The organism is Kytococcus sedentarius (assembly GCF_041937525.1).
GTDB classification, from domain to species: Bacteria; Actinomycetota; Actinomycetes; order Actinomycetales; family Dermatophilaceae; genus Kytococcus; species Kytococcus sedentarius_A.
In genome coordinates this window covers 1,126,464-1,146,928 of record NZ_CP169391.1, presented here as the reverse complement: position 1 = coordinate 1,146,928, position 20,465 = coordinate 1,126,464, and the positions used below count along the sequence as shown (strand labels likewise).

The following is a 20,465-nucleotide window of genomic DNA, read 5'->3' as shown; positions in this document are numbered from 1 at the left end:
AGACCCGCGGGGCTCCTTCTGGCGTGCTGAAGAGGTCACGTTCTGGTCACGACGCAGACGTCCCCGGGGAAGGCGGGACACCGCCTTCCCCGGGGACGTGAGAGATGGCTCGGTCAGGCGCGTCGGCCCCGCGCCACCAGTGCGCCACCGGTGCCGGCGAGGGCCAGCCCGCCCAGTACCGCGGCGGCCAGCGACCACGACCCCTCGTGCGCCGTCCGACCGGTGTCCACGATGGGCCCGGGAGCCTCGACCACCTCGATGGGGCCGTCCGTCGCCTCCCACGAGCCGTCCTCGGTCCGCTCCAGCACGCCCAGCACCTCGGCGCCGTCCTCCGACCCGTCGCAGTAGGTGCCGATGACGTACAGGCCGTCGAACTCCTCGGTGAGTCCCGCCTCCGGGCCGTACGGCGTGGCCACCGTGGACTCCAGCGGGTCCGCCCCCGCCACGCAGACCAGCTCCTCGGCGGACGGGGTGCCGATGGCGTGGTGGAAGTGCGACTCCCCGGGCCGCTTGGCCGAGATGGAGTACTCGGGCATCTCACCCTCGACGTGCGGGCCCAGCCACCCCTCGACCTCGAGGGTGAACGCGATCCGACCTCGGTCGTCGGGTTCGCTGAACGTGATCCGGTGCTCCACCGCCTCGTCGGCGCTGGCCGCCGCCGGCATCAGCAGTGCGCCGCAGCCCACCAGCGCGGCAGTCGTGAGTGACAGTTCCCTGCGAGCCATGATGGCCCTCCCATTCCCCTGAGTGTGTTGCCAGGACCCCTGCCCGGCACGGGCCACGCTAGCGCCGCGCCCCCCCGCCGGGGAACGGCGCGGCCACAGGTGTGAGCGAACCGTTCCCCGGCTGTGAGGCGGCAGTGAGAAAGGGGCGGGTGGAGGGGGCTCAGTCGAGGCCGATCGCGGGGGTGATCGTCCCGGTGACCTCACCCAGCCCGATGCGGGAGCCGTCCGGCCCGGGTGCCCACCCGGTGATGGTCACCGTGTCGCCGTCCTCGAGGAAGGACCGCTCGCTGCCGTCCTCGAGGGTGATCGGCTCCTGCCCGCTCCAGGAGAGCTCCAGGAACGAGCCGCGCTCACCCTTCTCATCACCGGAGATGGTGCCGGAGGCGAACACGTCCGCAGCGGACAGTGCGGCGCCGTTCACGGTCATGTGGGCCAGCATCTGCGCCGGGGACCAGTACATCTCGGCGTACGGCGGGCGGGCCACGAGGGTGCCGTTGAGCCGCACCTCCATCTCGATGTCGAGCCCGAACAGGCCGGAGCCGTCACCGCGCAGGTACTCCATGGGCTCCGGGTCCTGCGCCGGCAGGTCGATGCGGGCCGCGGACAGTGCGTCCATCGGCACCACCCAGGCGCCCACCGAGGAGGCGAACGACTTGCCCAGGAAGGGGCCCAGGGGGACGTACTCCCAGGCCTGGATGTCCCGCGCGGACCAGTCGTTGAAGAGCATCACGCCGAACAGGTGCTGCTCGGCGTCGTCCACGGAGACGCGCGAGCCCACCGGAGTGGGCCCGCCCACCAGGAAGCCGAGCTCGGCCTCGATGTCCAGGCGCTGGCTGGGGCCGAAGGTGGGCACCTCGGCGTCCTTCGGCTTGCGCTGCCCGCTGGGGCGCACCACATCAGTGCCCGAGACCACCAGGGTGGAGCTGCGGCCGTGATAGCCGATGGGGAGGTGCTTCCAGTTGGGCGTCAGGGCAGCCTGGTCGGGGCGGAAGATCGAGCCGACGTTCGTGGCGTGGTGCTCCGAGGCGTAGAAGTCCACGTAGTCCGCGGGGCGGAAGGGCAACACGAGCTCCACCCGGTCCAGGTCGATGAGGTGCGGGCGCACCGCATCGGCCTTCGCGGGGTCGGAGAACAGCCCGGTGATCCAGGTGCGCGCGCCGGCCCAGGCGGTGTGGCCGAGCTCCAGCAGGCGGTTGAGGGTGGGCTCCAGCAGGGCGGCGGCCCACACGGTGCCGTCGTCCAGCCCCTGGGTGCGCACGGCGGCAGCCAGGTCGAGCACCTGGTCGCCGATCCGCACACCGAGGCGGGCACTGGGCGCGTCCTCGGTGACGAAGGCCCCGTAGGGCAGGTTCGCCGGGCCGAAGGGGTGGTCGGCGGGCACGTCGGGCCAGGTGCTCATGCGTCTCCTCGCAGGGGGGGATGGGGGTGGAAGGGGGAGTCAGGGACGTTCGATGAGGGCGGCGTCGTCGAGCACGCCGAGCTCGGCCATCTCACGCAGCGGGTCGGTGACGCCGCAGCAGCCGAAGGAGACCCAGGCGGCGCGCAGCGCCCCCACCTGGCTCTCGTCGAGGGCGGTCACCGCCGCAGCCACCGTGGCACCGTCCCGCTCGGCCAGGGCGGCCGCCACCTCGGTGGTCGGTGCCCCGCCCAGAGCCAGGTGGGTGGCGTGGGCGACGTTCAGCGCGCCGTGCATCTCCTCGGTGCCCTCGCCGGACTGGGCCGGGGCGGTGCGGGCCACGGCGTGGTGCAGGCCGCCGGTGAGCTTGAACGGCAGGGAGCGTCCCACGCAGGCGGTGAGGAACGCGGCGAGCTCGTCGGGCGTCGGGATGGGGCCGGCGGGGCGCGCCTGGGTGCGCCACTTGGCCACCACGTGGCGGGTGTCGGCGTGCCGGGCCTCCAGGGCATCCAGGTGCTCGTCCCAGTCCGCGGGGTCGCGGGGGAGCTCCAGCGCCACGTCCACCCCGTGGCGGGCGACGCCCTGCCACCCGGACTGGGCGGCCAGCTCGATGGTCGCCAGCTCCACCGCATCACCCAGCTCCCGCAGGGTGGCCACCGCCCGGTCCACCTGCTCGAGGGGGGTGCCCGGGCGGGCGGCGATGCCGATCGGCAGCGGCTGGTCCGCCGGGGGGCCCTTCGGGCCGAGCTCCTGGAGGACCTCGGGCAGCGAGGCGATGGCGTCCACGGAGAGCAGCAGCGGGCCCAGTCGGGAGCCGAGGGGGGCCTGGCGCCAGCGGAGGTGCTGGGTCACCGCATCGGGGACGGGAGAGAGGCCGGGAGGGAAGATCGCCGCATCGTCCACGAGGGCGCGCGTGAGCAGGTCCATCGCCGGTGAGGTCGCCATGCGCAGAACGCTAACGCACTTCGACGTGGCCCACGTCACCCCATACTGTGGGGTCGACAGCTCAGCCAACGGAGGTCGAGGAATGGCGTACTACCGCAGTGTCGGGACGATTCCCCCCAAGCGACACACCCAGCACCGCACCCCCGAGGGGGGCCTGTACTACGAGGAGCTGATGGGGGAGGAGGGCTTCTCCTCGGACTCCTCCCTGCTGTACCACCGCAACATCCCCTCCACCATCACCGACGCCCGCGTCTGGGACATCCCCGACGCCACGCTGACCCCCAACCATCCGCTGCGGCCGCTGCACCTGCGGCCCCACGACCTGTTCGGCGGGGACGAGCCCACCGAGGGTGTGGACGTGGTCACCGGTCGCCGCCTGCTGATGGGCAACGGTGACGTCCGCCTGTCGTACGTGGTCGCGGACACCGTGAGCCCCTGGTACCGCAACGCCATCGGTGACGAGTGCCTGTACGTGGAGCGCGGCAACGCGCGGGTCGAGACCGTCTTCGGCGCCTTCGAGGTGGGCCAGGGCGACTACCTGATCCTGCCGCGGGCCACCACCCACCGCTGGATCCCGCGCGATGCGGGCGACGTGGGCTACAGCGAGCCGCTGCGCGTGTACGCCATCGAGGCCTCCAGCCACATCGGCCCGCCCAAGCGCTACCTCTCCAAGTTCGGGCAGCTGCTCGAGCACTCGCCCTACTGCGAACGGGACCTGCGGGGTCCGAGCGAGCCGCTGCTGGCCGAGGACATCGGTGCCGACCGCGACGAGGAGACCGAGGTCTACATCCGCCACCGCGCCACCGGGGAGAACTCCAGCGGCGGCCAGGGCGGCACCATCCACACCCTGCCCTTCCACCCGCTGGACGTGGTGGGCTGGGACGGCTGCCTGTACCCCTACGTGTTCAACGTGGCCGACTACGAGCCCATCACCGGACGGGTGCACCAGCCGCCACCCGCCCACCAGGTGTTCGAGGGCTGGAACTTCGTGGTCTGCAACTTCGTGCCCCGCAAGGTGGACTACCACCCGCTGAGCATCCCGGTGCCCTACTACCACTCGAACGTGGACTCCGACGAGGTCATGTTCTACGTGGACGGTGACTACGAGGCGCGCAAGGGCAGCGGCATCAAGCAGGGCTCCATCAGCCTCCACCCGGGTGGTCACGCCCACGGGCCGCAGCCCGGCGCCTACGAGAACTCGATCGGGGTGGAGTACTTCGACGAGCTGGCTGTGATGGTGGACACCTTCCGCCCGCTCGACCTGGGTGAGGGCGGTCTGGCGTGCGAGGACGGCGCCTACGCGTGGTCGTGGCACGCCACCGCCCAGACGTCGCAGGCCGAGCAGCGCTCCCTGGCGGACCAGGAGCCACCCACCCCGTCCGACTGAGCCCGGCGCGCGAGTACTCTGACGGTCCCGCCCCGCACCCGTGGGGCGGGACCGTCGTGTGTCGCACGAGAGGCACCACGTACGGCATCGTGACCGGTGGGAAGGAGCACTGTGGGGGAGAGCGGCGAGCGCAGGAGCGTGGCGTCACGGCGTCCGGTGGCCACCGGGTGGTCCGGGCCCGCGCGGGGGGCGCGGCAGAAGGTCCCCGGTGAGGGCACGCAGCGTCGTTACCTGACGGGGTTGGACGGTCTGCGGGCCATCGCCGTCGTCTCGGTGATGCTCTTCCACTTCGACACCGGCCTGGACGGTGGCTTCCTGGGAGTCGACGTCTTCTTCGTGCTCTCGGGCTACCTCATCACCAGTCAGCTCCTGACGCGCTGGCGCGACGGGCAGGTGGACCTGAAGCACTTCTGGACCGCCCGCATCCGACGGCTCTTCCCCGCCGTCGCCCTGCTGCTGCTCGTGGTGTCGGTGGTGATGCTGGTGCTCGATCGTGGGGGTGTGCGCTCCTACCTGGGAGACGTCCTGGCCGCCAGCACCTACACCTCCAACTGGTGGTACGTCCTGGCCGAGCGCAGCTACTTCGAGGCCGCGGGGCGTCCGCCGGTGCTGCAGCACCTGTGGTCGCTGGCCGTGGAGGAGCAGTTCTACGTGATCTGGCCGCTGGTGGTGGCGGGCCTCACGTTCGCGTTCGTGCGCCCGGGTGGCCGCCGCTGGGCCCTGTTGGTCCTCTCGGTGGTCGGTGCGGTGGCGTCCTCCCTGTGGATGGGGCTGGGCACCGCGGCGGCAGACCTGCCGGCCTCGGGGGACACCAGCCGTTTCTACTTCGGCACGGACTCCCACGCCATGGGCCTGCTCACGGGCGCTGCCCTGGCGGCGCTGCGCGACGGCCGGGGATTCAGCGACCGGCTGCCGGCCCTGCGGCCGGCGGGCCCGTTGTGGACCCTGGTGGGTGTGGCCGGCCTGGCGGGGCTGGGCTGGTACTTCGTGGCCATGGACGAGACCTCCGAGGCCCTGTACCGATGGGGCTTCGCGGCCCTGGCCGTGCTGGTGGCGGTCCTCGTCGTGGTCGCCACCCGACCTGGTCCCGTGGAGTGGGTGCTGAGCCTGCCCCCGCTGCGTTACCTGGGTACCCGCAGCTACTCGCTGTACCTGTGGCACTGGCCCATCGCCGCCTTCACGCGTCCCGGCATCGACGTGCAGTGGTCCGAGCCGGTGGTGATGGCGGTGCGCTGGGGGCTGACCCTCGCAGCTGCGGAGCTGAGCTACCGCCTGGTGGAGAACCCGGTGCGTCGGCAGGGCTTCCGGGCCACCTGGGACCGCCTGCGTCGTACCGGCCGGGCTCCGCTCACTGCGGCCAGCGGCCTGGTGACGGCCACGGCGGCCCTGGCCGTGGGTATGACGGCCGTGGCCGTGACCACCGACCCGAAGCAGCTCGAGGAGCAGCAGGTGGAGGAGGTGCTGGGTGACTCCGAGGTGGGCGTGGTGGAGGACCCCTCCGCCGGCGCCACCGACACCGGTGCCGGGGAGAACCCGGACTCCGAGGTGCCCCCGGCGCCCGACGACGAGGCCACCGCGACCGGTGACTCTGAGCCCTCGGCGCAGGATCCCGCCCCGTCGCAGGACCCGTCCCCGTCGCCCTCCGCCTCCGGCGGCAAGGACGCCCAGTGCGACCCCACGAAGATCACGGGCGACCGGGTCTCCCACGGTGCCGAGGAGAAGTGGCTGGGGGAGTCCCAGCTGGCCGTGGACACCCTGCCCCCGGGTGAGGACGGTCTGCGCCTGGACGACTCCACCCAGTGCATGGGGCTGACGATCTTCGGGGACTCGGTGCCGATGTCCGCCGGGCCCATCCTGTCGCGCGCCTTCGGTGCCCTGGACCTGCGCGCGGACGTGGGGGTGCAGTCCAAGCACGTGCTCGGCTTCGCCCAGGAGGCCCTGGAGGCCGATGACGTGGAGTCCGAGGTGGTGCTCATCCACACGGGCAACAACGGCCTGATCAGGAAGGACGACCTGCTGGAGGTGGCCACCGGGCTCGCGGAGAAGGACTCGGTCACGGACGTGGTCCTGGTGCGTCCTCACGCCCACGGCAGCTGGGACGAGGGCAACCAGGAGATGTTCGACGAGCTGGAGTCGGAGGACCTGGACCCCAAGATCAGCATCGCGGACTGGAAGGGCATCTCCGCCGACCAGCCCGGGTGGTTCCTCTCGGACAGGACGCACCCGAACTACACCGGGAAGTTGCACTACGCGCAGGAGGTGCAGCGGGCCGTCACCGAGGGCTGACACCGCACGGCCGCCCCGGGTCCGCCGGGGGTTCACGTGGGGTTCACCCTGGCGGCACCCGGGGCTGCTTGGGTCGCGGGGTCCCACCCCGATCCCTCGAGGAGACCACTGTGTCCGTCCTGCGCCCCGCGCTCGCCCTGTCCCTGGCCGCTGGTGCCCTGCTCACCACACCCTCCGCACACGCGGAGGGCACGCTGGAGATGGAGGTGCTGTCCACCCACGAGACGGGCTCGTTCGACGAGGCGGCGTCCGAGATCCCCGCCTTCGACCCCACCACCGGCCAGGTGGCCGTGGTGAACGCCGAGGCCGGTGAGCTGGACGTGCTGGGGCTCGACGAGCGCGGCCAGCTCTCCCCGGCGGGGAGCTTCAGCCCGGTGGGGCTCACCGCGGCGGACGGGTCCGTCATCGGTGAGGGCGCCCAGGTGAACTCGGTGGACGTCCTGCCCAGCGGGCTGGCGGCGCTGGCCGTGGAGGCCCCGGACAAGGTGTCGCCCGGCTGGGTGGTCCTCGGCCGCCTGACCCCCGGTGCCTTCGAGCCGTCCTCCGTCGTGCGGGTCGGCGCGCAGCCGGACATGGTCCGCATCTCGCCCACCGGCACGCACGTCCTCACGGCCGATGAGGGCGAGCCGGACGACGACTTCACCGTCGACCCCGCCGGCACCGTCAGCGTCATCGACCTCTCCTCCGGGGCCGATGCGGTGACGCAGCAGCAGGTGCGCACCGCCGACTTCTCCGCCTTCGCCACCACGCTCGACCCGCGCGTCCGGGTCTTCGGCCCCGACGTGCCCGCGCCGACCGGCGAGCCGAGCCGCGTGGAGCGCAACCTGGAGCCGGAGTACGTGGCCGTGGACCCCTCGGGCACCACCGCCGTCGTGACGCTGCAGGAGGCCAACGCGCTGGCGATCGTGGACATCGCCTCGGCCACGGTCACCGACGTCCGCCCGATGCAGCAGCGCTCCTGGGAGTCCTCCGCCGTCGACAGCTCCAAGGAGGACGAGCGGGCCCACCCCATCGGCGGCCTGCCCATCGAGGCGATGATGCAGCCCGACGCCATCGAGGCGTTCACGGCCGGTGGCCAGACCTACTACGTGACGGCCAACGAGGGCGACGTCCGCGAGTGGGGCGAGTACACCGAGGAGACCACCATCGGCGAGCTCGAGCTCGCGGCCTTCCCCGACCTGGACGCCGAGTGGTTCCAGTCCGAGGAGGTCGCCGGCGACCTGAAGGTCAGCTCCGAGCACGGCCGCAACGCCGAGACCGGGCTGTACGAGGCCCTGTACTCCTTCGGTGGCCGGTCGTTCTCCGTGGTGGACGCCCAGGGCAGGCCGGTGTTCGAGTCCGGCGGCCAGCTGGAGCAGATCGTGCTCGGCCTCATCGAGGACGGCACCCTGCCCGAGCACGCGTGGAACGCCAACCACGACGAGAACCCCTCCCTGGACTCCCGCAGCGACGACAAGGGTGTGGAGCCCGAGGCCGTCGCCGTGGGTGAGGTCGAGGGGACCCCCTACCTGTTCCTCGGCCTGGAGCGCATCTCCGGGATCATGGTGTTCGACCTGTCCGACCCGCAGCAGCCGCAGTTCGTCACCTGGGCGGACAACCGTGGCTGGGACGCGGAGTTCGACGGCGAGGCCGTCGAGGGGCAGGGCGACCTGGGCCCGGAGGGCCTGGAATTCGTCGACGCCGCCGCCAGCCCCACCGGCGAGCCGCTGCTGGTGGTGGGCAACGAGATCTCCGGCACCACCACCGTGTGGAGCGTCACCGACTCGGACGGCCCCATCATCGACACCGGTGTGGCGCACCAGCGCGCGGCGGGCGAGGGGGTCGGCGCCGCACTGGGCCTGACCCTGCTGGCCGGTGGCGCGCTCGTGCTGGCCGGTCGTCGTCAGGCGGTCACGCGGGGCTGACCCTCCGTGGTCGCACCGGCGGCCTCCATCTCCTGCACGGCAGAGGTGGAGGCCGCCTCGTCCACGCCGCTGGTCAGCGGCAGCAGCACGTGGGCGGCGAAGCCCGCAGAGAGGGCGTCGATGACGGTCGCGCGCACGCAGTGGTCGGTGGCGATGCCACACACCTCCACCGTCTCGATGCCGCGGTCACGCAGCCAGGTGGCCAGCATGGTCGGCTCGGCGTCGTCGCCGCTGGTGTCGCCCTCGCTGGCCAGGTGGCCTTCGAACCCGCTGTAGGCGGCCTCGAAGCGGCCCTTGCGGAAGACGGCGTCGAACGCCTCGGCCACCTCGGCGACGGCCGGGTGGAACTCCGCGCCCGGGGTGCCCACCTCGCAGTGGACCGGCCAGGAGTCCACGAAGTCCGGCTCGTCGGACCAGTGGTCGCCGGGGTCCTCGTGCCAGTCCTGCGTGGCCACCACGGCGGCGTAGTGGTCGCCGGCGGCGCGGATGTGCTCGGCGATCGCGCGGGCCACCGCATCGCCCTCGGTGGTGGCCAGCGAGCCGCCGGGGCAGAAGTCGTTCTGCACGTCCACCACCAGCAGGGCGGTGGTGCGGGTGGTCGTCTGCTGGGTCATGCCTGCTCCGTCCCCAGCGCCTCGGCGGGCGCCGGCACCTCGTCGATGAACATGGTCGGGATCGCCGGGTCGCCGGCGGAGAGCCGCAGGGCGCCGGCGGGCAGCTCGGCGCGGGAGGCGGCGTGGCGCTCGCGGGCGGCCTCGAGCCCCTCGGCGCCGGTGGCCACCACCACCTGACCGCCCTGCACCAGCGGCACCAGCAGCTCACGGTCGTCGCCGTCGCCGCCGGGGTGCTCGCCGATGCCCACCAGCTCGGCGGTCGCCACCCCATCGACGATGCGGCGCATCGCGTGCTTGCGCCCGCCCACGGATGTCTTCTTGGCGCTGGCCTTGGCCACGTCCACCATCACGCCGTCGTCCCCCTCGCGGGAGACGAGCTTGTAGACCATGCCCGCGGTGGGGTGGCCCGAGCCGGTCACCAGGCGGGTGCCCACGCCGTAGGCGTCCACCGGCCCGGCGGCCAGGGAGGCGATGGCGTACTCGTCCAGGTCGCTGGTGACCACGATGCGGGTGTCGCTCGCCCCCAGCTCGTCCAGCTGTCGCCGCACGGCGTGGGCCTGGCCCAGCAGGTCACCGGAGTCCAGCCGCACCCCGCCCAGGGAGGTGCCGGCCACCTCGACGGCGGTCTGCACGCCGCGGGTGACGTCGTAGGTGTCCACGAGCAGGGTGGTGGAGGCGCCCAGGGAGTCCACCTGGGCGGCGAAGGCGGCGCGCTCGTCGTCGTGCAGGAGGGTGAAGGAGTGGGCGGCGGTCCCGGCGGTGGGCACACCCCATCGACGCCCGGCCTCCAGGTTGGAGGAGGAGGCGAAGCCGGCCACGTGGGCGGCCCGCGCGGCGGCCACGGCCGACCCCTCGGAGGTGCGCCGGGAGCCCATCTCGATGCAGGGACGATCGCCCGCCACGGCCGTCATGCGGCTGGCGGCCGAGGCCACCGCGGAGTCGTGGTTCAGCATCGACAGGGCGAGGGTCTCCAGGATCACGCCCTCGGCGAAGGTCGACTCCACCACCATCAGGGGGGAGTGGCCGAAGTAGATCTCGCCCTCGGGGTAGCCGTGGATGTCACCGGAGAAGCGGTAGTCGGCCAGCCACTCCAGGGTGGGCTCGTCCACCACCCGGTGGCGGCGCAGGTGCTCGAGCTCGGCCTCGCCGAAGGTGAAGTCCGCCAACGCCTCCAGGAAGCGCCCGGTGCCGGCGACCACGCCGTAGCGGCGGCCCTCGGGCAGGCGGCGGGCGAAGAGCTCGAACACGCTGCGCCGGTGGGCGGCGCCGCTGCGCAGGGCGGCCTGCACCATGGTGAGCTCGTAGTGGTCGGTCATCAGGGCGGTGCTGTTCACGCGCCCCAGCCTAGGTGTACGGCCCACGGGGGTGGGGTGGACCGAGTCCGCGGGGCCGGGCGGTCGAGGGGCCGGCTGTGGACTGCGGCTGCCGGGTGTCGGTGGCCTTCCCTACAGTGGGGGCGTGGCTGAACCCCTGGACCCGACACCCCTGTCAGACCCCGAGGGCGCGGTGGCGCTGGCCGACCGGGCCGACCTCGACGCGCCCTGGTACACGCTGGTCTGGAACGACCCGGTCAACCTCATGAGCTACGTGACCTTCGTGCTCATGGACCACTTCGGGTACCCGCAGCGCACGGCGGAGGCGATGATGATGGACATCCACACCAAGGGGCGGTGCGTGGTGTCCACGGGCAGCCGGGAGGCCATGGAGGTCGACACCAAGGCCATGCAGGAGTACGGCCTGTGGGCGACGCTGGGTCAGGACACCTGATGGCGCGCGCGTTCCGCTGGGAGGGTGAGGCCGCCGTGGCCCACCTGGACGACCTGGAGCTGCAGGTGCTGAGCGAGAGTGCCACCGCGGTTGTCCTCATCCTGGGTGGCATCCCGGGCGTGGACGAGCGGGTGGACCCCGGGGCCGGTGGGCTCGGGGGAGACGGCGGGGCCGCTGAGGGTGCGTCGGGGGAGGCCGATGACCAGGCGTCGGTCGACGCGCGCTTCGAGGCGCTGACGGCCGGCCTGCACCCCACGGAGCCCGCGACGGACGACCCCGCGGTCCCCTCTGCCCGGGGGGACGTTCCCCGCATCTCACCATTGGGCCTGCTCAACGACTCGGGGGCGGACCCTGCGCTGCACCGTCTGTTCCCCGAGGCGCACCCCCTGGAGCCGATCATCGCCCTGGAGTTCGCGGAGGTGGCCCACGTGGGCATCCGCCGCACCAAGCTGACCAACCTGAACGCTCTCATCGCCGCCTGCGACCGGGCGTCCGAGAGCGGTGTGCTGGCCCTGTCGCTCGAGGAGGCCCGGCAGGTCCTGGCGGCCATGACGGACATCCGCATCGTGCTGGCCGACCGGTTGGACATCACCGAGGACGGCGACTCCGAGCAGGCCGATGCCCGGACCTCGTGGCTGATCCGTCAGGCCGAGCGGGGGGAGCGCCTGACCGAGGAGGAGGAGCGTGACCTGCAGCTGGGTCTGCACCACGGATTCCTGGGGTGGATGCAGGAGACCCTCGTCGAGGCCCTCATGCGCCGGTGACGCGTCGTGGGGCTGGGTCCCGCACCGCCCGGCTGTCCTAGGCTGTTCCCACCATGACTGCAGCCGCTGACCAGACCCTCGCCCCCGCCGCCCACGCCTCCGAGTCCGCGGAGGTGACCGGCTCCGACGTGCGCGTCCGTTTCTGCCCGAGCCCCACGGGAACGCCCCACGTGGGCCTGGCGCGCACCGCCCTGTTCAACTGGGCCTACGCGCGCCACACCGGCGGCACCTTCGTCTTCCGCCTGGAGGACACCGACGCCAGCCGCGACTCCGAGGAGTCCGCGCAGGGCATCTACGACATGCTCGAGTGGCTGGGCATGACCCCCGATGAGGGGGTGCACGAGGGCGGCCCGCACGCCCCCTACCGGCAGAGCGAGCGCCACGGCCACCACGCCGAGGTGGCGCGCAAGCTGGTGGAGGCCGGCTACGCGTACGAGTCCTTCTCCACCCCGGAGGAGGTCGAGGAGCGCCACAAGGCCGCCGGCCGGGACCCCAAGCTGGGCTACGACAACCACGACCGTGAGCTCACCGAGGAGCAGAAGCAGGCCTTCCGCGCCGAGGGTCGTGAGCCCGTGCTGCGCCTGCGCATGCCGGACGAGGACATCACCTTCACCGACATGGTGCGCGGCGAGGTGACCTTCCCCGCCGGGCAGATCCCGGACTTCGTGATCGTCCGCGGGAACGGGGTGCCCCTGTACACGTTGGTGAACCCGGTGGACGACGCCGCGATGCGCATCACCCACGTGATCCGCGGCGAGGACCTGCTGAGCTCCACCCCGCGCCAGATCGCGCTGTACCGCGCCCTCATCGCCATCGGGGAGGCCGAGCGGGTGCCCACCTTCGGTCACCTGCCGCTGGTGCTGGGCAACGGCACCAAGAAGCTCTCCAAGCGCGACCCGGAGGCCGATCTCTTCCTGCACCGCGACCGTGGCTTCGTCCGCGAGGGCATGATCAACTACCTGGCCCTTCTCGGGTGGTCGATCGGGGCCGACCAGGACGTGTTCACCCCGCAGGAGTTCGTCGAGGCCTTCGACGTGCACGCGGTGAACCCCAACCCCGCGCGCTGGGACCAGAAGAAGGCCGAGTCCATCAACGGTGACCACCTGCGCATGCTCGATGCGGGGGAGTTCACCGGTCGTCTCCTGCCGCACCTGCAGGACGCCGGGGTGCTGCCCGACCGTCCCTCGATGGGGGAGATGGCGCGCCTCAAGAGCGTCGCCGAGCTGGTGCAGACGCGCGTTCCCGTCCTGAGCGAGGCCGTGGGCCTGGTGCGGCCCTTCTTCGTGGAGGACGCCGCCCTGGAGCGGGACGAGGCCGCCGTGTCCGGACTCAAGGAGGACGCGCCGGAGGTGCTCGGTGCGGCCATCGCGGCCCTGGAGGAGCTGCCCGACACCCCGGCCGTGGTGCTGGGCGACCCGGCGGACGAGCGCGGTGACCGCTGGGCCACCGAGGACATCGAGGCAGCACTCCGCGCTGCACTGCTGGACGGGCTGGGCCTCAAGCCCAAGGTGGCCTTCACGCCGCTGCGGGTGGCTCTCAGCGGGGCCAAGGTGTCGCCGCCGCTGTTCGAGTCCATGGAGATCCTGGGCAAGCCCTCCACGCTGGCCCGGCTGCGTTCCCTGCGCGACCAGCTGACGGCCTGACGGGGGACGCCTGCGCGCACCTCATGGTGCTGCTGTGCGCGGCTGCCCGCGGATTGGCGAACCGGGGAGAACCTGTGTAAGGTGTCGCCTCGGTTCGCCCCGCGGGGCGGGCTGGTCACCACTGGCCGACCGGACCTCACGGAACGGCGCCAGAACGGTGAAAACCCTTGGGGTATGGTGTAATTGGCAGCACGAGTGATTCTGGTTCATTTAGTCTAGGTTCGAGTCCTGGTACCCCAGCCAGTGCGGTGGAGAAGCTCCCGAGCTTCTTCCGAAGCGCTGCGGAGGCCCACCACCTGTGGTAGAGTCCTCCAGTCGCGAAAGCGATACGGCCCCGTTGTGTAGCGGCCTAGCACGCCGCCCTCTCAAGGCGGTAGCGCGGGTTCAAATCCCGTCGGGGCTACAACTCGAAGGACCCCGGTCAACTGACCGGGGTCCTTCGTCGTGTGTGGGCACCTCCCGGGCAGTCCCTCCTCCTGGGTGGAGACCCTCGGTGCGGGGACGGCTGCAGGGGTTCGTGGACGGCCCCTGAGCGGTGGAAGGTCACGGCCTGGTTGCAATCCCGTCAGACGCTTGGATCGCTACCACGGCTCTGCCTACTCTCGCCACCGGAGGAGCCCCCCATCCCCTCCCTGGCCCGGCACACGACCGAGAGGTGGCCCCATGAACAAAGCGGACCTGGCAAGGACCTTGGAACCGATCGTGGGAGGTCAGGGTGTTGCCTCGCAGTGTGTCGACATCCTGGTGGACGCGATGATCCGTGAGGTCGCGGCCGGAGGGACCGTCACCCTCACCGGCTTCGGAACCTTCGAGCGGGTGGAGCGCGCGCCCCGCACCGGACGGAACCCCCGCACCGGCGAGGTGGTGCGCATCCCCGGGACGGCCGGGCCCCGCTTCCGCCCGAGCCCCATGTTCCGGGGCTTCGTGGCCGACCCCTCCACGCTGCCCGAGACGGGGTGCGCAGGCGGTCGCAGCCGGAGCTGAGGCCCGCCCCATCCCCCGGCGGTCGCGGCGTAGTCTGTGCGCGTACCTGACCATGCGCTGCAGAGGACGACCATGACGCACGCCGCCGTGCTCGGAGCCGGCAGTTGGGGCACCGCCTTCGCGCAGGTGCTGGCCGACGCCGGCACCGAGGTGACCCTGTGGGGTCGCCGGCCCGAGCTGGTGGACGGCATCAACCGCGACCACCAGAACGTCGACTACCTGCCCGGCCACCAGCTGCCCGAGGGGTTGCGGGCCACCACGGACGTGGCGCAGGCGTGCGCGGGCGCCGAGATCGTGGTGCTGGCCGTGCCCTCGCAGACCCTGCGCGACAACCTGCGCGACTGGGGTCCGGTCATCGCCCCCGGGGCCACCGTGGTGTCCCTCATGAAGGGCATCGAGCTGGGCACCGGCCTGCGCATGAGCCAGGTCATCGCCGAGGCCGCTGCGGTGGACCCCGACCGGGTGGCGGTGCTCTCCGGCCCGAACCTCGCCGGCGAGATCGTGCAGCGCCAGCCCTCCGCCTCGGTGGTGGCCTGCCCGGACACCGAGCGGGCCGATGCGGTGGCCGAGGCCTGCGATGCGCCCTACTTCCGGCCGTACACCTCATCGGACGTGATCGGTGCGGAGATCGGCGGCGCTGTGAAGAACGTGGTGGCCCTGGCCGTGGGCATGTCCCAGGGCATGGGCTACGGCGACAACACCTCCGCCATGCTCATCACCCGCGGGCTGGCCGAGATCACCCGGCTGGGCACCGCACTGGGTGCCGATCCCACCACCTTCCTGGGCCTGGCGGGCGCCGGCGACCTGGTGGCCACCTGCTCCAGCCAGCTCTCCCGGAACCACCAGGTGGGCATGCGCCTGGGCCAGGGGGAGGAGCTCCAGAGCATCCTGGACTCGCAGAACCAGGTGGCCGAGGGCGTGAAGTCCTGCCGCTCGATCCTGCACCTGGCCCAGCAGCACGACATCCCCATGCCCATCGCCTCGGCGGTCGTCGGTGTGGTGCACGAGGGGGTCTCGGTGGAGGAGACGGCCCGCCGCCTCATGTCGCGTGTGCGCAAGGCCGAGCAGTACTGATCCGCCCCCCGGGCGAGTACGATCCTGCGACGATGAGTGCCTCGAACCAGACCCCGTCCTCGCGCCCCCGCGTCGCCCTCGTCTTCGGCGGCCGGTCCAGTGAGCACCCCGTGTCCTGCGCGACCGCTGCCAGCGTGATGGCGGCCATCGACTCCACGCGCTGGGAGGTCGTCCCCATCGGCATCACGCGTGAGGGCCAGTGGGTGGTCTCGACCGCCTCGCCGGAGGAGCTCGCCATCAGCGCCGGGCACATCCCCCAGGTCGCGGGCGGGGACGAGCACGTCATCGTGCCGCTGGGGTCCACGCACACCGACCTGCAGGTCGTGCGGCAGGGGCTGCCGCCGGAGCTGCTGGGCGAGGTGGACGTGGTCTTCCCGCTGCTGCACGGCCCGTTCGGCGAGGACGGCACCCTGCAGGGGCTGCTGGAGATGGCAGACCTGCGCTACGTGGGCTGCGGCGTGGCCTCCTCGGCCATGATGATGGACAAGCACCACATGAAGGTGGTCTTCGAGGCCGCCGGCCTGGAGGTGGGGCCCTACCGGGTGATCAGCGACCGCCGGTGGCGCGCCGACCGCCAGGGTGCCCTGGACGCCGTGGCCGAGCTCGAGCTGCCGGTCTTCGTCAAGCCGGCCCGTGCGGGCTCCTCCATGGGGATCACCCGCGTGGACGACCTGTCCGCCCTGGAGGAGGCCATCGAGGCCGCCCGCGAGCACGACCTGAAGGTCGTGGTGGAGCAGGGCATCGACGGCCGCGAGCTGGAGTGCGCGGTGCTGGACGGGCACGGTGCCGAGCCGCCGCGGGCCAGCACGGTCGGCGAGATCGTGGTCTCCGGGGGGCACGGCTTCTACGACTTCGAGGCCAAGTACCTGGACGAGTCGTCCACCACCCTGTCCGCGCCCGCCGAGGCGCCCGAGCACGTCATCGAGGAGATCCGGCGCCTGGCGGTCATCGCCTTCGACGCCGCCGACTGTGAGGGCCTGGCCCGGGTGGACTTCTTCGTCACCCCCGACGAGCGCATCCTCATCAACGAGATCAACACGATGCCGGGCTTCACCCCCTACTCGATGTACCCCGCGCTGTGGGCCGCCTCCGGCATCCCGTACCCGGAGCTCATCGACGAGCTGCTCACGCTCGCCCTGGAGCGCCCCCTCGGCCTGCGCTGATCAGGTGCAGGCGCGGCCGGTCGAGGGAAGGGCGTCGGCCGCCTCGGCGAAGCCGGCCACCAGGTCCGCGGACTGCGGGTAGCTGGCGGGCACGAGGATCTCCAGCGCCGGGGTGCGCCCGTAGGTGACCAGGGCCACGCCGTCATCCAGCTCCTGCACCACCCAGTCCACCTCGTTGACCGTGAGGCAGGGGTCGGTGGTGGGTCCGGGCGGCACCACGCCGCACCGGGCCACGATGGCGGGGTTCCCCCACGCCGCTGCGCTGCTCTCGGCCTCCTCGGAGACCGGTTGGGCCACCCGTCCGGCCACGACCTCGGGGAAGGCCTCCACCGCCTGCTGACAGGCCGGCTCCGCCGCCAGGGGCGCGGCCGAGACCGGGACCTCCCCGCGCGAGCAGCCCGCCAGGGTGACGCTCAGCCCCATCGTCGCGGCGGCACCCAACGCCATCAGGCGAGGGGTGGGGTGGGGCCACGGGCGCACGGTGGGACGGCGGGAGGGCATCGGCACAGGGTAGCGTCGCGGAGTGGCACTCACGTTGGCTGACCTCTCCGAGAACGACCTGCTCCCGCGCCTCTGGGAGCACCTGCCCACCCGTGGGCGCGACGTCCTGGTGGGGCCGGGCGACGATGCCGCCGTGGTGCACTCGCCCGGGGCCGTCGTCGTGACCACGGACACGATGGTGCGGGGCGCCGACTGGCTGGACGAGTGGTCCACCGGGTGGCAGGTGGGGGCCAAGGCCGTGGCGCAGAACCTGGCCGACGTGACCGCGATGGGGGGACGGTGCACCTCGATGGTGCTCACCCTGGTGGCCGATGCCGGAACGCCCGTGGAATGGGTGGAGGAGCTCGCGGCCGGCGTGGGGGAGCGGGCCACCGAGGCCGGGATCGTCGTGACCGGGGGAGACCTGTCCTCAGCGCCCGTCGGGACGCGGATGGTGAGCATCACCGCCCTGGGCAGCGTGGGCGACTCCCCGGTGCTGCGTTCGGGGGCCCGGCCGGGGGACCAGCTGGCGGTCTCCGGCCCGTTGGGGCGCTCAGCGGTGGGACTGTCGCTCCTGCAGGCCGGCCGGACCGGGGCCGACGAGGGATCCTGGGCGGCGGAGTGCCTGGAGCACCACCGCGCACCGCGGGCGGATGCCGATGCGGGTGAGACGGCCGCGCGGGCAGGGGCGACGGCCATGCTCGACGTCAGTGACGGGCTCGGCAGGGACGGCACGCGCCTGGCCACGGCCAGCGGGGTGGGGCTGCTGCTGGACGGCGACGCCCTGGCCGCGGACGTGCAGCGGGCCGCCGAGGCCCTGGGCGGGACGGATGACCGGGCGGCCTGGGAGGCAGTGCTCACCGGGGGAGAGGAGCACTGCCTGCTGGCGAGCTTCCCCGCATCGGCCACGGTGCCCGCGGGGTGGCGGGTGATCGGCCGATGCGTGGGCGCCGTGGACGCCCCCGCGCCGGTGAGTCTGGACGGACGGGCCGTCGAGGGCGGGTGGGACCACTTCCGGGCATGACGAAGGGCGCCCCGTGGGGCGCCCTGTCACGGCTCTCGCGAGCGGGGTGTCGGCCAATGGCCGGTCACCGTGGGGTCAGCGCACGACCTTGCCGGCCTTGAGGCACGAGGTGCAGGCGTTGATGCGCTTCACGGTGGCGAGCTTGTCGCCGACGCGGGCACGCACGCGCTGGATGTTCGGGTTCCAACGGCGCTTGGTGCGGCGGTTGGAGTGCGAGATGTTGTGACCGAAGCTCGGTCCCTTGCCGCAGACGTCGCAGGTGGCAGCCACGGTTCTCTCCTGAGTGATCGTTGGTCGAATGGGCCCCGACCGGGAGTTCCGCGGCGGGGGACTCGGGGAGTTCCTGCACACGGGGGTCACGGGCAACCGGAGAAGAATAGCGGACCTCACCCGTTGGGGCCAATCCGGTGGTTGTCACCGGTGGGTGCGACCATGGGCGCGTCCACCCGGAGGCGCTGGTGCGCCCCGTTCAGCCGGTCCCGGAGCGAGGAGAGGGCGAGGAGAGCATGACCAGTTCGCAGCACGCGCGGCTCACCGCGCTGGGTGCCCGCCGGTGGTTGCTGAACGTCCGCAGCGGGCTGCGCCGGTCGGCTCCCCAGCTCGATGCGGTGAACGTCTTCCCGGTGGCCGATGGTGACACGGGCACCAACATGTTCCTCACCCTGGACTCCGGGCTGCGCACGGCCCCGCCCTGGGACCCGGCGGACGTGCACGCCAGCATCGACGGTCTGGCCCGCTCCATCCTGTGGGCGGCGCGGGGGAACAGCGGGGTGATCCTGGCCCAGCTGGTGGCGGGGGCCGCGCAGGAGCTCATCCGGGGCGCCGCCGGCGACCAGGACGGTGGCCTGGACGGGGTGGGTCTGGCCCGGGCGCTCGAGCGTGCGGACGCCTCGGCCTGGCAGGCGGTCGCCACCCCGGAGCAGGGCACCATCCTCAGCGTCTCCCGGGCCGCGGCAGACGCCGCGCAGGAGGCCGCACGTGAGGGCCGCTCGGTGGGCGAGGTGGCCCGCGCCGCCCTGGACGCGGCCACCGTGGCGCTGGCCCGCACCCCCGACGAGCTGCCCGCGCTGGCCGCGGCCCACGTGGTGGATGCGGGGGCAGCGGGCTACGTGGTGGCCCTGCGACACCTCGTGCTGACCTGTGGCCTGGAGGCACCGGACGCCCCGGGGCTGCAGTGGCTGGGCAGCGACGGGCAGGCTCGGGAGGCCCGGGCCCCCAGGTCCGCTGTGGGCGCGCCGGGCGATGCGGGTGCGCGGGATGGCGGGCCCCGTGGCGCGACCAGCGCCGCGGAGAGCACCGAGGGCGAGGCCGACAGCGAGGGGCACATCGAGCAGCCCGCCGAGCACGAGGTCACGGGGGACGCGGGGGACGGGGAGCACCAGCCCGGTGCTGACTCCGACTCCACCCTCGAGGTGGTGCTGGGGCTCACCCTCACCGAGTCCTCGGCCCGACGCGCCGAACGGCTGGTCAAGCGCCTGCGGCGACGACTGACGGACCTGGGGGACTCCGTGGTGGTGGCCGGGGCCGGGCGTCACTGGCGGGTGCACGTGCACGTGGCCGATGCGCGCACCGCATCGCGGGTGACCGCCCTGTGCCGCCGCGCCGGTGACGTGGCCGAGGTCCGCGTGGAGGGCCTGGACGGCTCCCACGAGCGACGCCGGGAGGTGGCCCTGCTGGTGGCGGCCTCGGGGGACGGGCTGGTGGGTGTGCTGCGCGCCGCCGGGGCGCAGGTGGTGCCCTCGTCTCCCGGACAGCGTGCCGGCATCGGCGACCTGGTGCAGGGCGTGGAGGCGTGTGGGGCCACCCGGGTGGTGCTCCTGCCCGCGGACGGCCACCTGGTGCTCCCCGCCCAGGAGGCCGCTCGGCAGGTGGCGCAGCGCGGCATCTGGCTGCAGGTGCTGGAGTGCCCCTCCCTGCAGGGCGCCGTGGCGGCCGTGGCGGTCTGGGACCCCGCAGGCGACGTGGAGAAGTCCGTGCGTGCGGTGACCAGTGCGGCCACCTCCACCACCGACGGAGCCGTGCGCCAGCTGGGCGACGGCCGCGTGGTGGGCCTGGTGGGCGGGCGCGAGGTCAGCCGTGCCGAGGACGTGCCCGGGGCGCTGGCCGAGGTCATCGCGGGCCTGCCCACACGGGGTGTGGAGCTGGCGACGGTGATCCTCGGGGAGGGGCAGGACCCGGCGCTGGGCAAGGTCGTGGAGTCGAGCCTGCGACTGCGGCGCCGTGCCCTGGAGGTGCAGGTCATCGAGGGTGGACCGGAGGCCTTCCCGGTGCTGGTGGGGTTGGAGTGAGGACTGGCGTGAGGACTGGAG

The 20,465-nt window shown here is 72.7% G+C and carries 18 protein-coding genes and 2 tRNA genes; 13 read left to right on the top strand and 7 right to left on the bottom strand.

Annotated features, from left to right (window positions below; translation table 11 throughout):
* Positions 1–113 precede the first annotated feature (113 nt).
* From ACEY2A_RS05310 to ACEY2A_RS05300, 3 genes are all read right to left on the bottom strand, one after another.
* Positions 114–725: a hypothetical protein gene (locus ACEY2A_RS05310; protein ID WP_374929824.1), complete on the bottom strand. Its 612-nt coding sequence runs from the start codon at positions 723–725 to the stop codon at positions 114–116.
* 160 nt (positions 726–885) lie between these two features.
* Positions 886–2,124, bottom strand: a complete 1,239-nt coding sequence (fahA, locus tag ACEY2A_RS05305; RefSeq protein ID WP_374929823.1) for a fumarylacetoacetase — start codon at positions 2,122–2,124, stop codon at positions 886–888.
* Positions 2,125–2,163: 39 nt separating this feature from the next.
* Positions 2,164–3,066 carry a hypothetical protein gene (locus tag ACEY2A_RS05300; protein WP_374929822.1) on the bottom strand — a complete coding sequence of 301 codons (903 nt, stop codon included), beginning with the start codon at positions 3,064–3,066 and terminating at the stop codon, positions 2,164–2,166.
* Between the two features lie 82 nt (positions 3,067–3,148).
* Here ACEY2A_RS05300 and ACEY2A_RS05295 point away from each other — a divergent pair, with 82 nt between their 5' ends.
* The 3 genes from ACEY2A_RS05295 to ACEY2A_RS05285 all read left to right on the top strand — a co-directional run bounded on the left by ACEY2A_RS05295 (position 3,149) and on the right by ACEY2A_RS05285 (position 8,643).
* Positions 3,149–4,453 (top strand): homogentisate 1,2-dioxygenase, encoded by a 1,305-nt coding sequence (locus tag ACEY2A_RS05295; protein WP_374929821.1) that lies wholly within the window; start codon positions 3,149–3,151, stop codon positions 4,451–4,453.
* Positions 4,454–4,591: 138 nt separating this feature from the next.
* The gene (locus ACEY2A_RS05290) at positions 4,592–6,739 is read left to right on the top strand and encodes an acyltransferase family protein (protein WP_374929820.1); all 2,148 of its coding nucleotides are present in this window, start codon (positions 4,592–4,594) and stop codon (positions 6,737–6,739) included.
* Between the two features lie 110 nt (positions 6,740–6,849).
* Complete coding sequence (locus tag ACEY2A_RS05285; RefSeq protein ID WP_374929819.1) at positions 6,850–8,643, top strand: choice-of-anchor I family protein; 1,794 nt, start codon at positions 6,850–6,852, stop codon at positions 8,641–8,643.
* Here ACEY2A_RS05285 and ACEY2A_RS05280 read toward each other — a convergent pair.
* The gene (locus ACEY2A_RS05280; RefSeq protein ID WP_374929818.1) at positions 8,622–9,257 is read right to left on the bottom strand and encodes an isochorismatase family protein; all 636 of its coding nucleotides are present in this window, start codon (positions 9,255–9,257) and stop codon (positions 8,622–8,624) included. The genes ACEY2A_RS05285 and ACEY2A_RS05280 overlap by 22 nt on opposite strands.
* Positions 9,254–10,591, bottom strand: a complete 1,338-nt coding sequence (locus ACEY2A_RS05275; RefSeq protein ID WP_374929817.1) for a nicotinate phosphoribosyltransferase — start codon at positions 10,589–10,591, stop codon at positions 9,254–9,256. Before ACEY2A_RS05275 ends, ACEY2A_RS05280 begins: the two co-directional genes overlap by 4 nt.
* Positions 10,592–10,715: 124 nt before the next feature.
* Between ACEY2A_RS05275 and clpS the strand changes: the two genes are divergently transcribed.
* The 8 genes from clpS to ACEY2A_RS05235 all read left to right on the top strand — a co-directional run bounded on the left by clpS (position 10,716) and on the right by ACEY2A_RS05235 (position 16,652).
* Entirely contained in the window at positions 10,716–11,024 is a 309-nt protein-coding gene (gene clpS, locus ACEY2A_RS05270) for an ATP-dependent Clp protease adapter ClpS (protein WP_374929816.1), read from the top strand.
* Positions 11,024–11,788, top strand: coding sequence for a DUF2017 family protein (locus tag ACEY2A_RS05265; protein WP_374929815.1), 765 nt, complete (start codon positions 11,024–11,026; stop codon positions 11,786–11,788). The genes clpS and ACEY2A_RS05265 overlap by 1 nt, the downstream gene beginning before the upstream one ends.
* A 53-nt stretch (positions 11,789–11,841) precedes the next feature.
* A complete protein-coding gene (gltX, locus tag ACEY2A_RS05260; protein ID WP_374929814.1) occupies positions 11,842–13,431 on the top strand; it encodes a glutamate--tRNA ligase in 1,590 nt (529 codons plus the stop codon).
* Between the two features lie 168 nt (positions 13,432–13,599).
* A tRNA-Gln gene (locus ACEY2A_RS05255) sits at positions 13,600–13,674 on the top strand.
* A gap of 87 nt (positions 13,675–13,761) precedes the next feature.
* A tRNA-Glu gene (locus tag ACEY2A_RS05250) sits at positions 13,762–13,834 on the top strand.
* A gap of 260 nt (positions 13,835–14,094) precedes the next feature.
* Positions 14,095–14,415 carry an HU family DNA-binding protein gene (locus tag ACEY2A_RS05245; RefSeq protein ID WP_374929813.1) on the top strand — a complete coding sequence of 107 codons (321 nt, stop codon included), beginning with the start codon at positions 14,095–14,097 and terminating at the stop codon, positions 14,413–14,415.
* A 72-nt stretch (positions 14,416–14,487) separates the two neighbouring features.
* Positions 14,488–15,489 (top strand): NAD(P)H-dependent glycerol-3-phosphate dehydrogenase, encoded by a 1,002-nt coding sequence (locus tag ACEY2A_RS05240; RefSeq protein ID WP_374929812.1) that lies wholly within the window; start codon positions 14,488–14,490, stop codon positions 15,487–15,489.
* Positions 15,490–15,521: 32 nt separating this feature from the next.
* Positions 15,522–16,652: a D-alanine--D-alanine ligase family protein gene (locus ACEY2A_RS05235; protein WP_374929811.1), complete on the top strand. Its 1,131-nt coding sequence runs from the start codon at positions 15,522–15,524 to the stop codon at positions 16,650–16,652.
* Here ACEY2A_RS05235 and ACEY2A_RS05230 read toward each other — a convergent pair whose 3' ends face one another.
* The gene (locus ACEY2A_RS05230) at positions 16,653–17,153 is read right to left on the bottom strand and encodes a DUF3515 family protein (RefSeq protein ID WP_374929810.1); all 501 of its coding nucleotides are present in this window, start codon (positions 17,151–17,153) and stop codon (positions 16,653–16,655) included.
* Positions 17,154–17,175: 22 nt separating this feature from the next.
* On the opposite strand from ACEY2A_RS05230, the gene thiL reads away from it, so the two are divergent.
* A complete protein-coding gene (gene thiL / locus ACEY2A_RS05225; RefSeq protein WP_374929809.1) occupies positions 17,176–18,156 on the top strand; it encodes a thiamine-phosphate kinase in 981 nt (326 codons plus the stop codon).
* Between the two features lie 75 nt (positions 18,157–18,231).
* On the opposite strand, the gene rpmB is transcribed toward thiL, so the two are convergent.
* Entirely contained in the window at positions 18,232–18,426 is a 195-nt protein-coding gene (gene rpmB / locus ACEY2A_RS05220; RefSeq protein WP_015779067.1) for a 50S ribosomal protein L28, read from the bottom strand.
* Between the two features lie 236 nt (positions 18,427–18,662).
* On the opposite strand from rpmB, the gene ACEY2A_RS05215 reads away from it, so the two are divergent.
* Complete coding sequence (locus ACEY2A_RS05215; protein WP_374929808.1) at positions 18,663–20,444, top strand: DAK2 domain-containing protein; 1,782 nt, start codon at positions 18,663–18,665, stop codon at positions 20,442–20,444.
* Positions 20,445–20,465: the final 21 nt, after the last annotated feature.

Excerpts from the sequence above, each read along its gene's own strand:
- ACEY2A_RS05310 (WP_374929824.1), bottom strand. The coding sequence starts at position 725 with ATGGCTCGCAGGGAACTGTCACTCACGACTGCCGCGCTGGTGGGCTGC.
- fahA (WP_374929823.1), bottom strand. The coding sequence starts at position 2,124 with ATGAGCACCTGGCCCGACGTGCCCGCCGACCACCCCTTCGGCCCGGCG.
- ACEY2A_RS05300 (WP_374929822.1), bottom strand. The coding sequence starts at position 3,066 with ATGGCGACCTCACCGGCGATGGACCTGCTCACGCGCGCCCTCGTGGAC.
- ACEY2A_RS05295 (WP_374929821.1), top strand. The coding sequence starts at position 3,149 with ATGGCGTACTACCGCAGTGTCGGGACGATTCCCCCCAAGCGACACACC.
- ACEY2A_RS05280 (WP_374929818.1), bottom strand. The coding sequence starts at position 9,257 with ATGACCCAGCAGACGACCACCCGCACCACCGCCCTGCTGGTGGTGGAC.
- ACEY2A_RS05265 (WP_374929815.1), top strand. The coding sequence starts at position 11,024 with ATGGCGCGCGCGTTCCGCTGGGAGGGTGAGGCCGCCGTGGCCCACCTG.
- gltX (WP_374929814.1), top strand. The coding sequence starts at position 11,842 with ATGACTGCAGCCGCTGACCAGACCCTCGCCCCCGCCGCCCACGCCTCC.
- ACEY2A_RS05245 (WP_374929813.1), top strand. The coding sequence starts at position 14,095 with ATGAACAAAGCGGACCTGGCAAGGACCTTGGAACCGATCGTGGGAGGT.
- ACEY2A_RS05240 (WP_374929812.1), top strand. The coding sequence starts at position 14,488 with ATGACGCACGCCGCCGTGCTCGGAGCCGGCAGTTGGGGCACCGCCTTC.
- ACEY2A_RS05235 (WP_374929811.1), top strand. The coding sequence starts at position 15,522 with ATGAGTGCCTCGAACCAGACCCCGTCCTCGCGCCCCCGCGTCGCCCTC.
- ACEY2A_RS05230 (WP_374929810.1), bottom strand. The coding sequence starts at position 17,153 with ATGCCCTCCCGCCGTCCCACCGTGCGCCCGTGGCCCCACCCCACCCCT.
- ACEY2A_RS05215 (WP_374929808.1), top strand. The coding sequence starts at position 18,663 with ATGACCAGTTCGCAGCACGCGCGGCTCACCGCGCTGGGTGCCCGCCGG.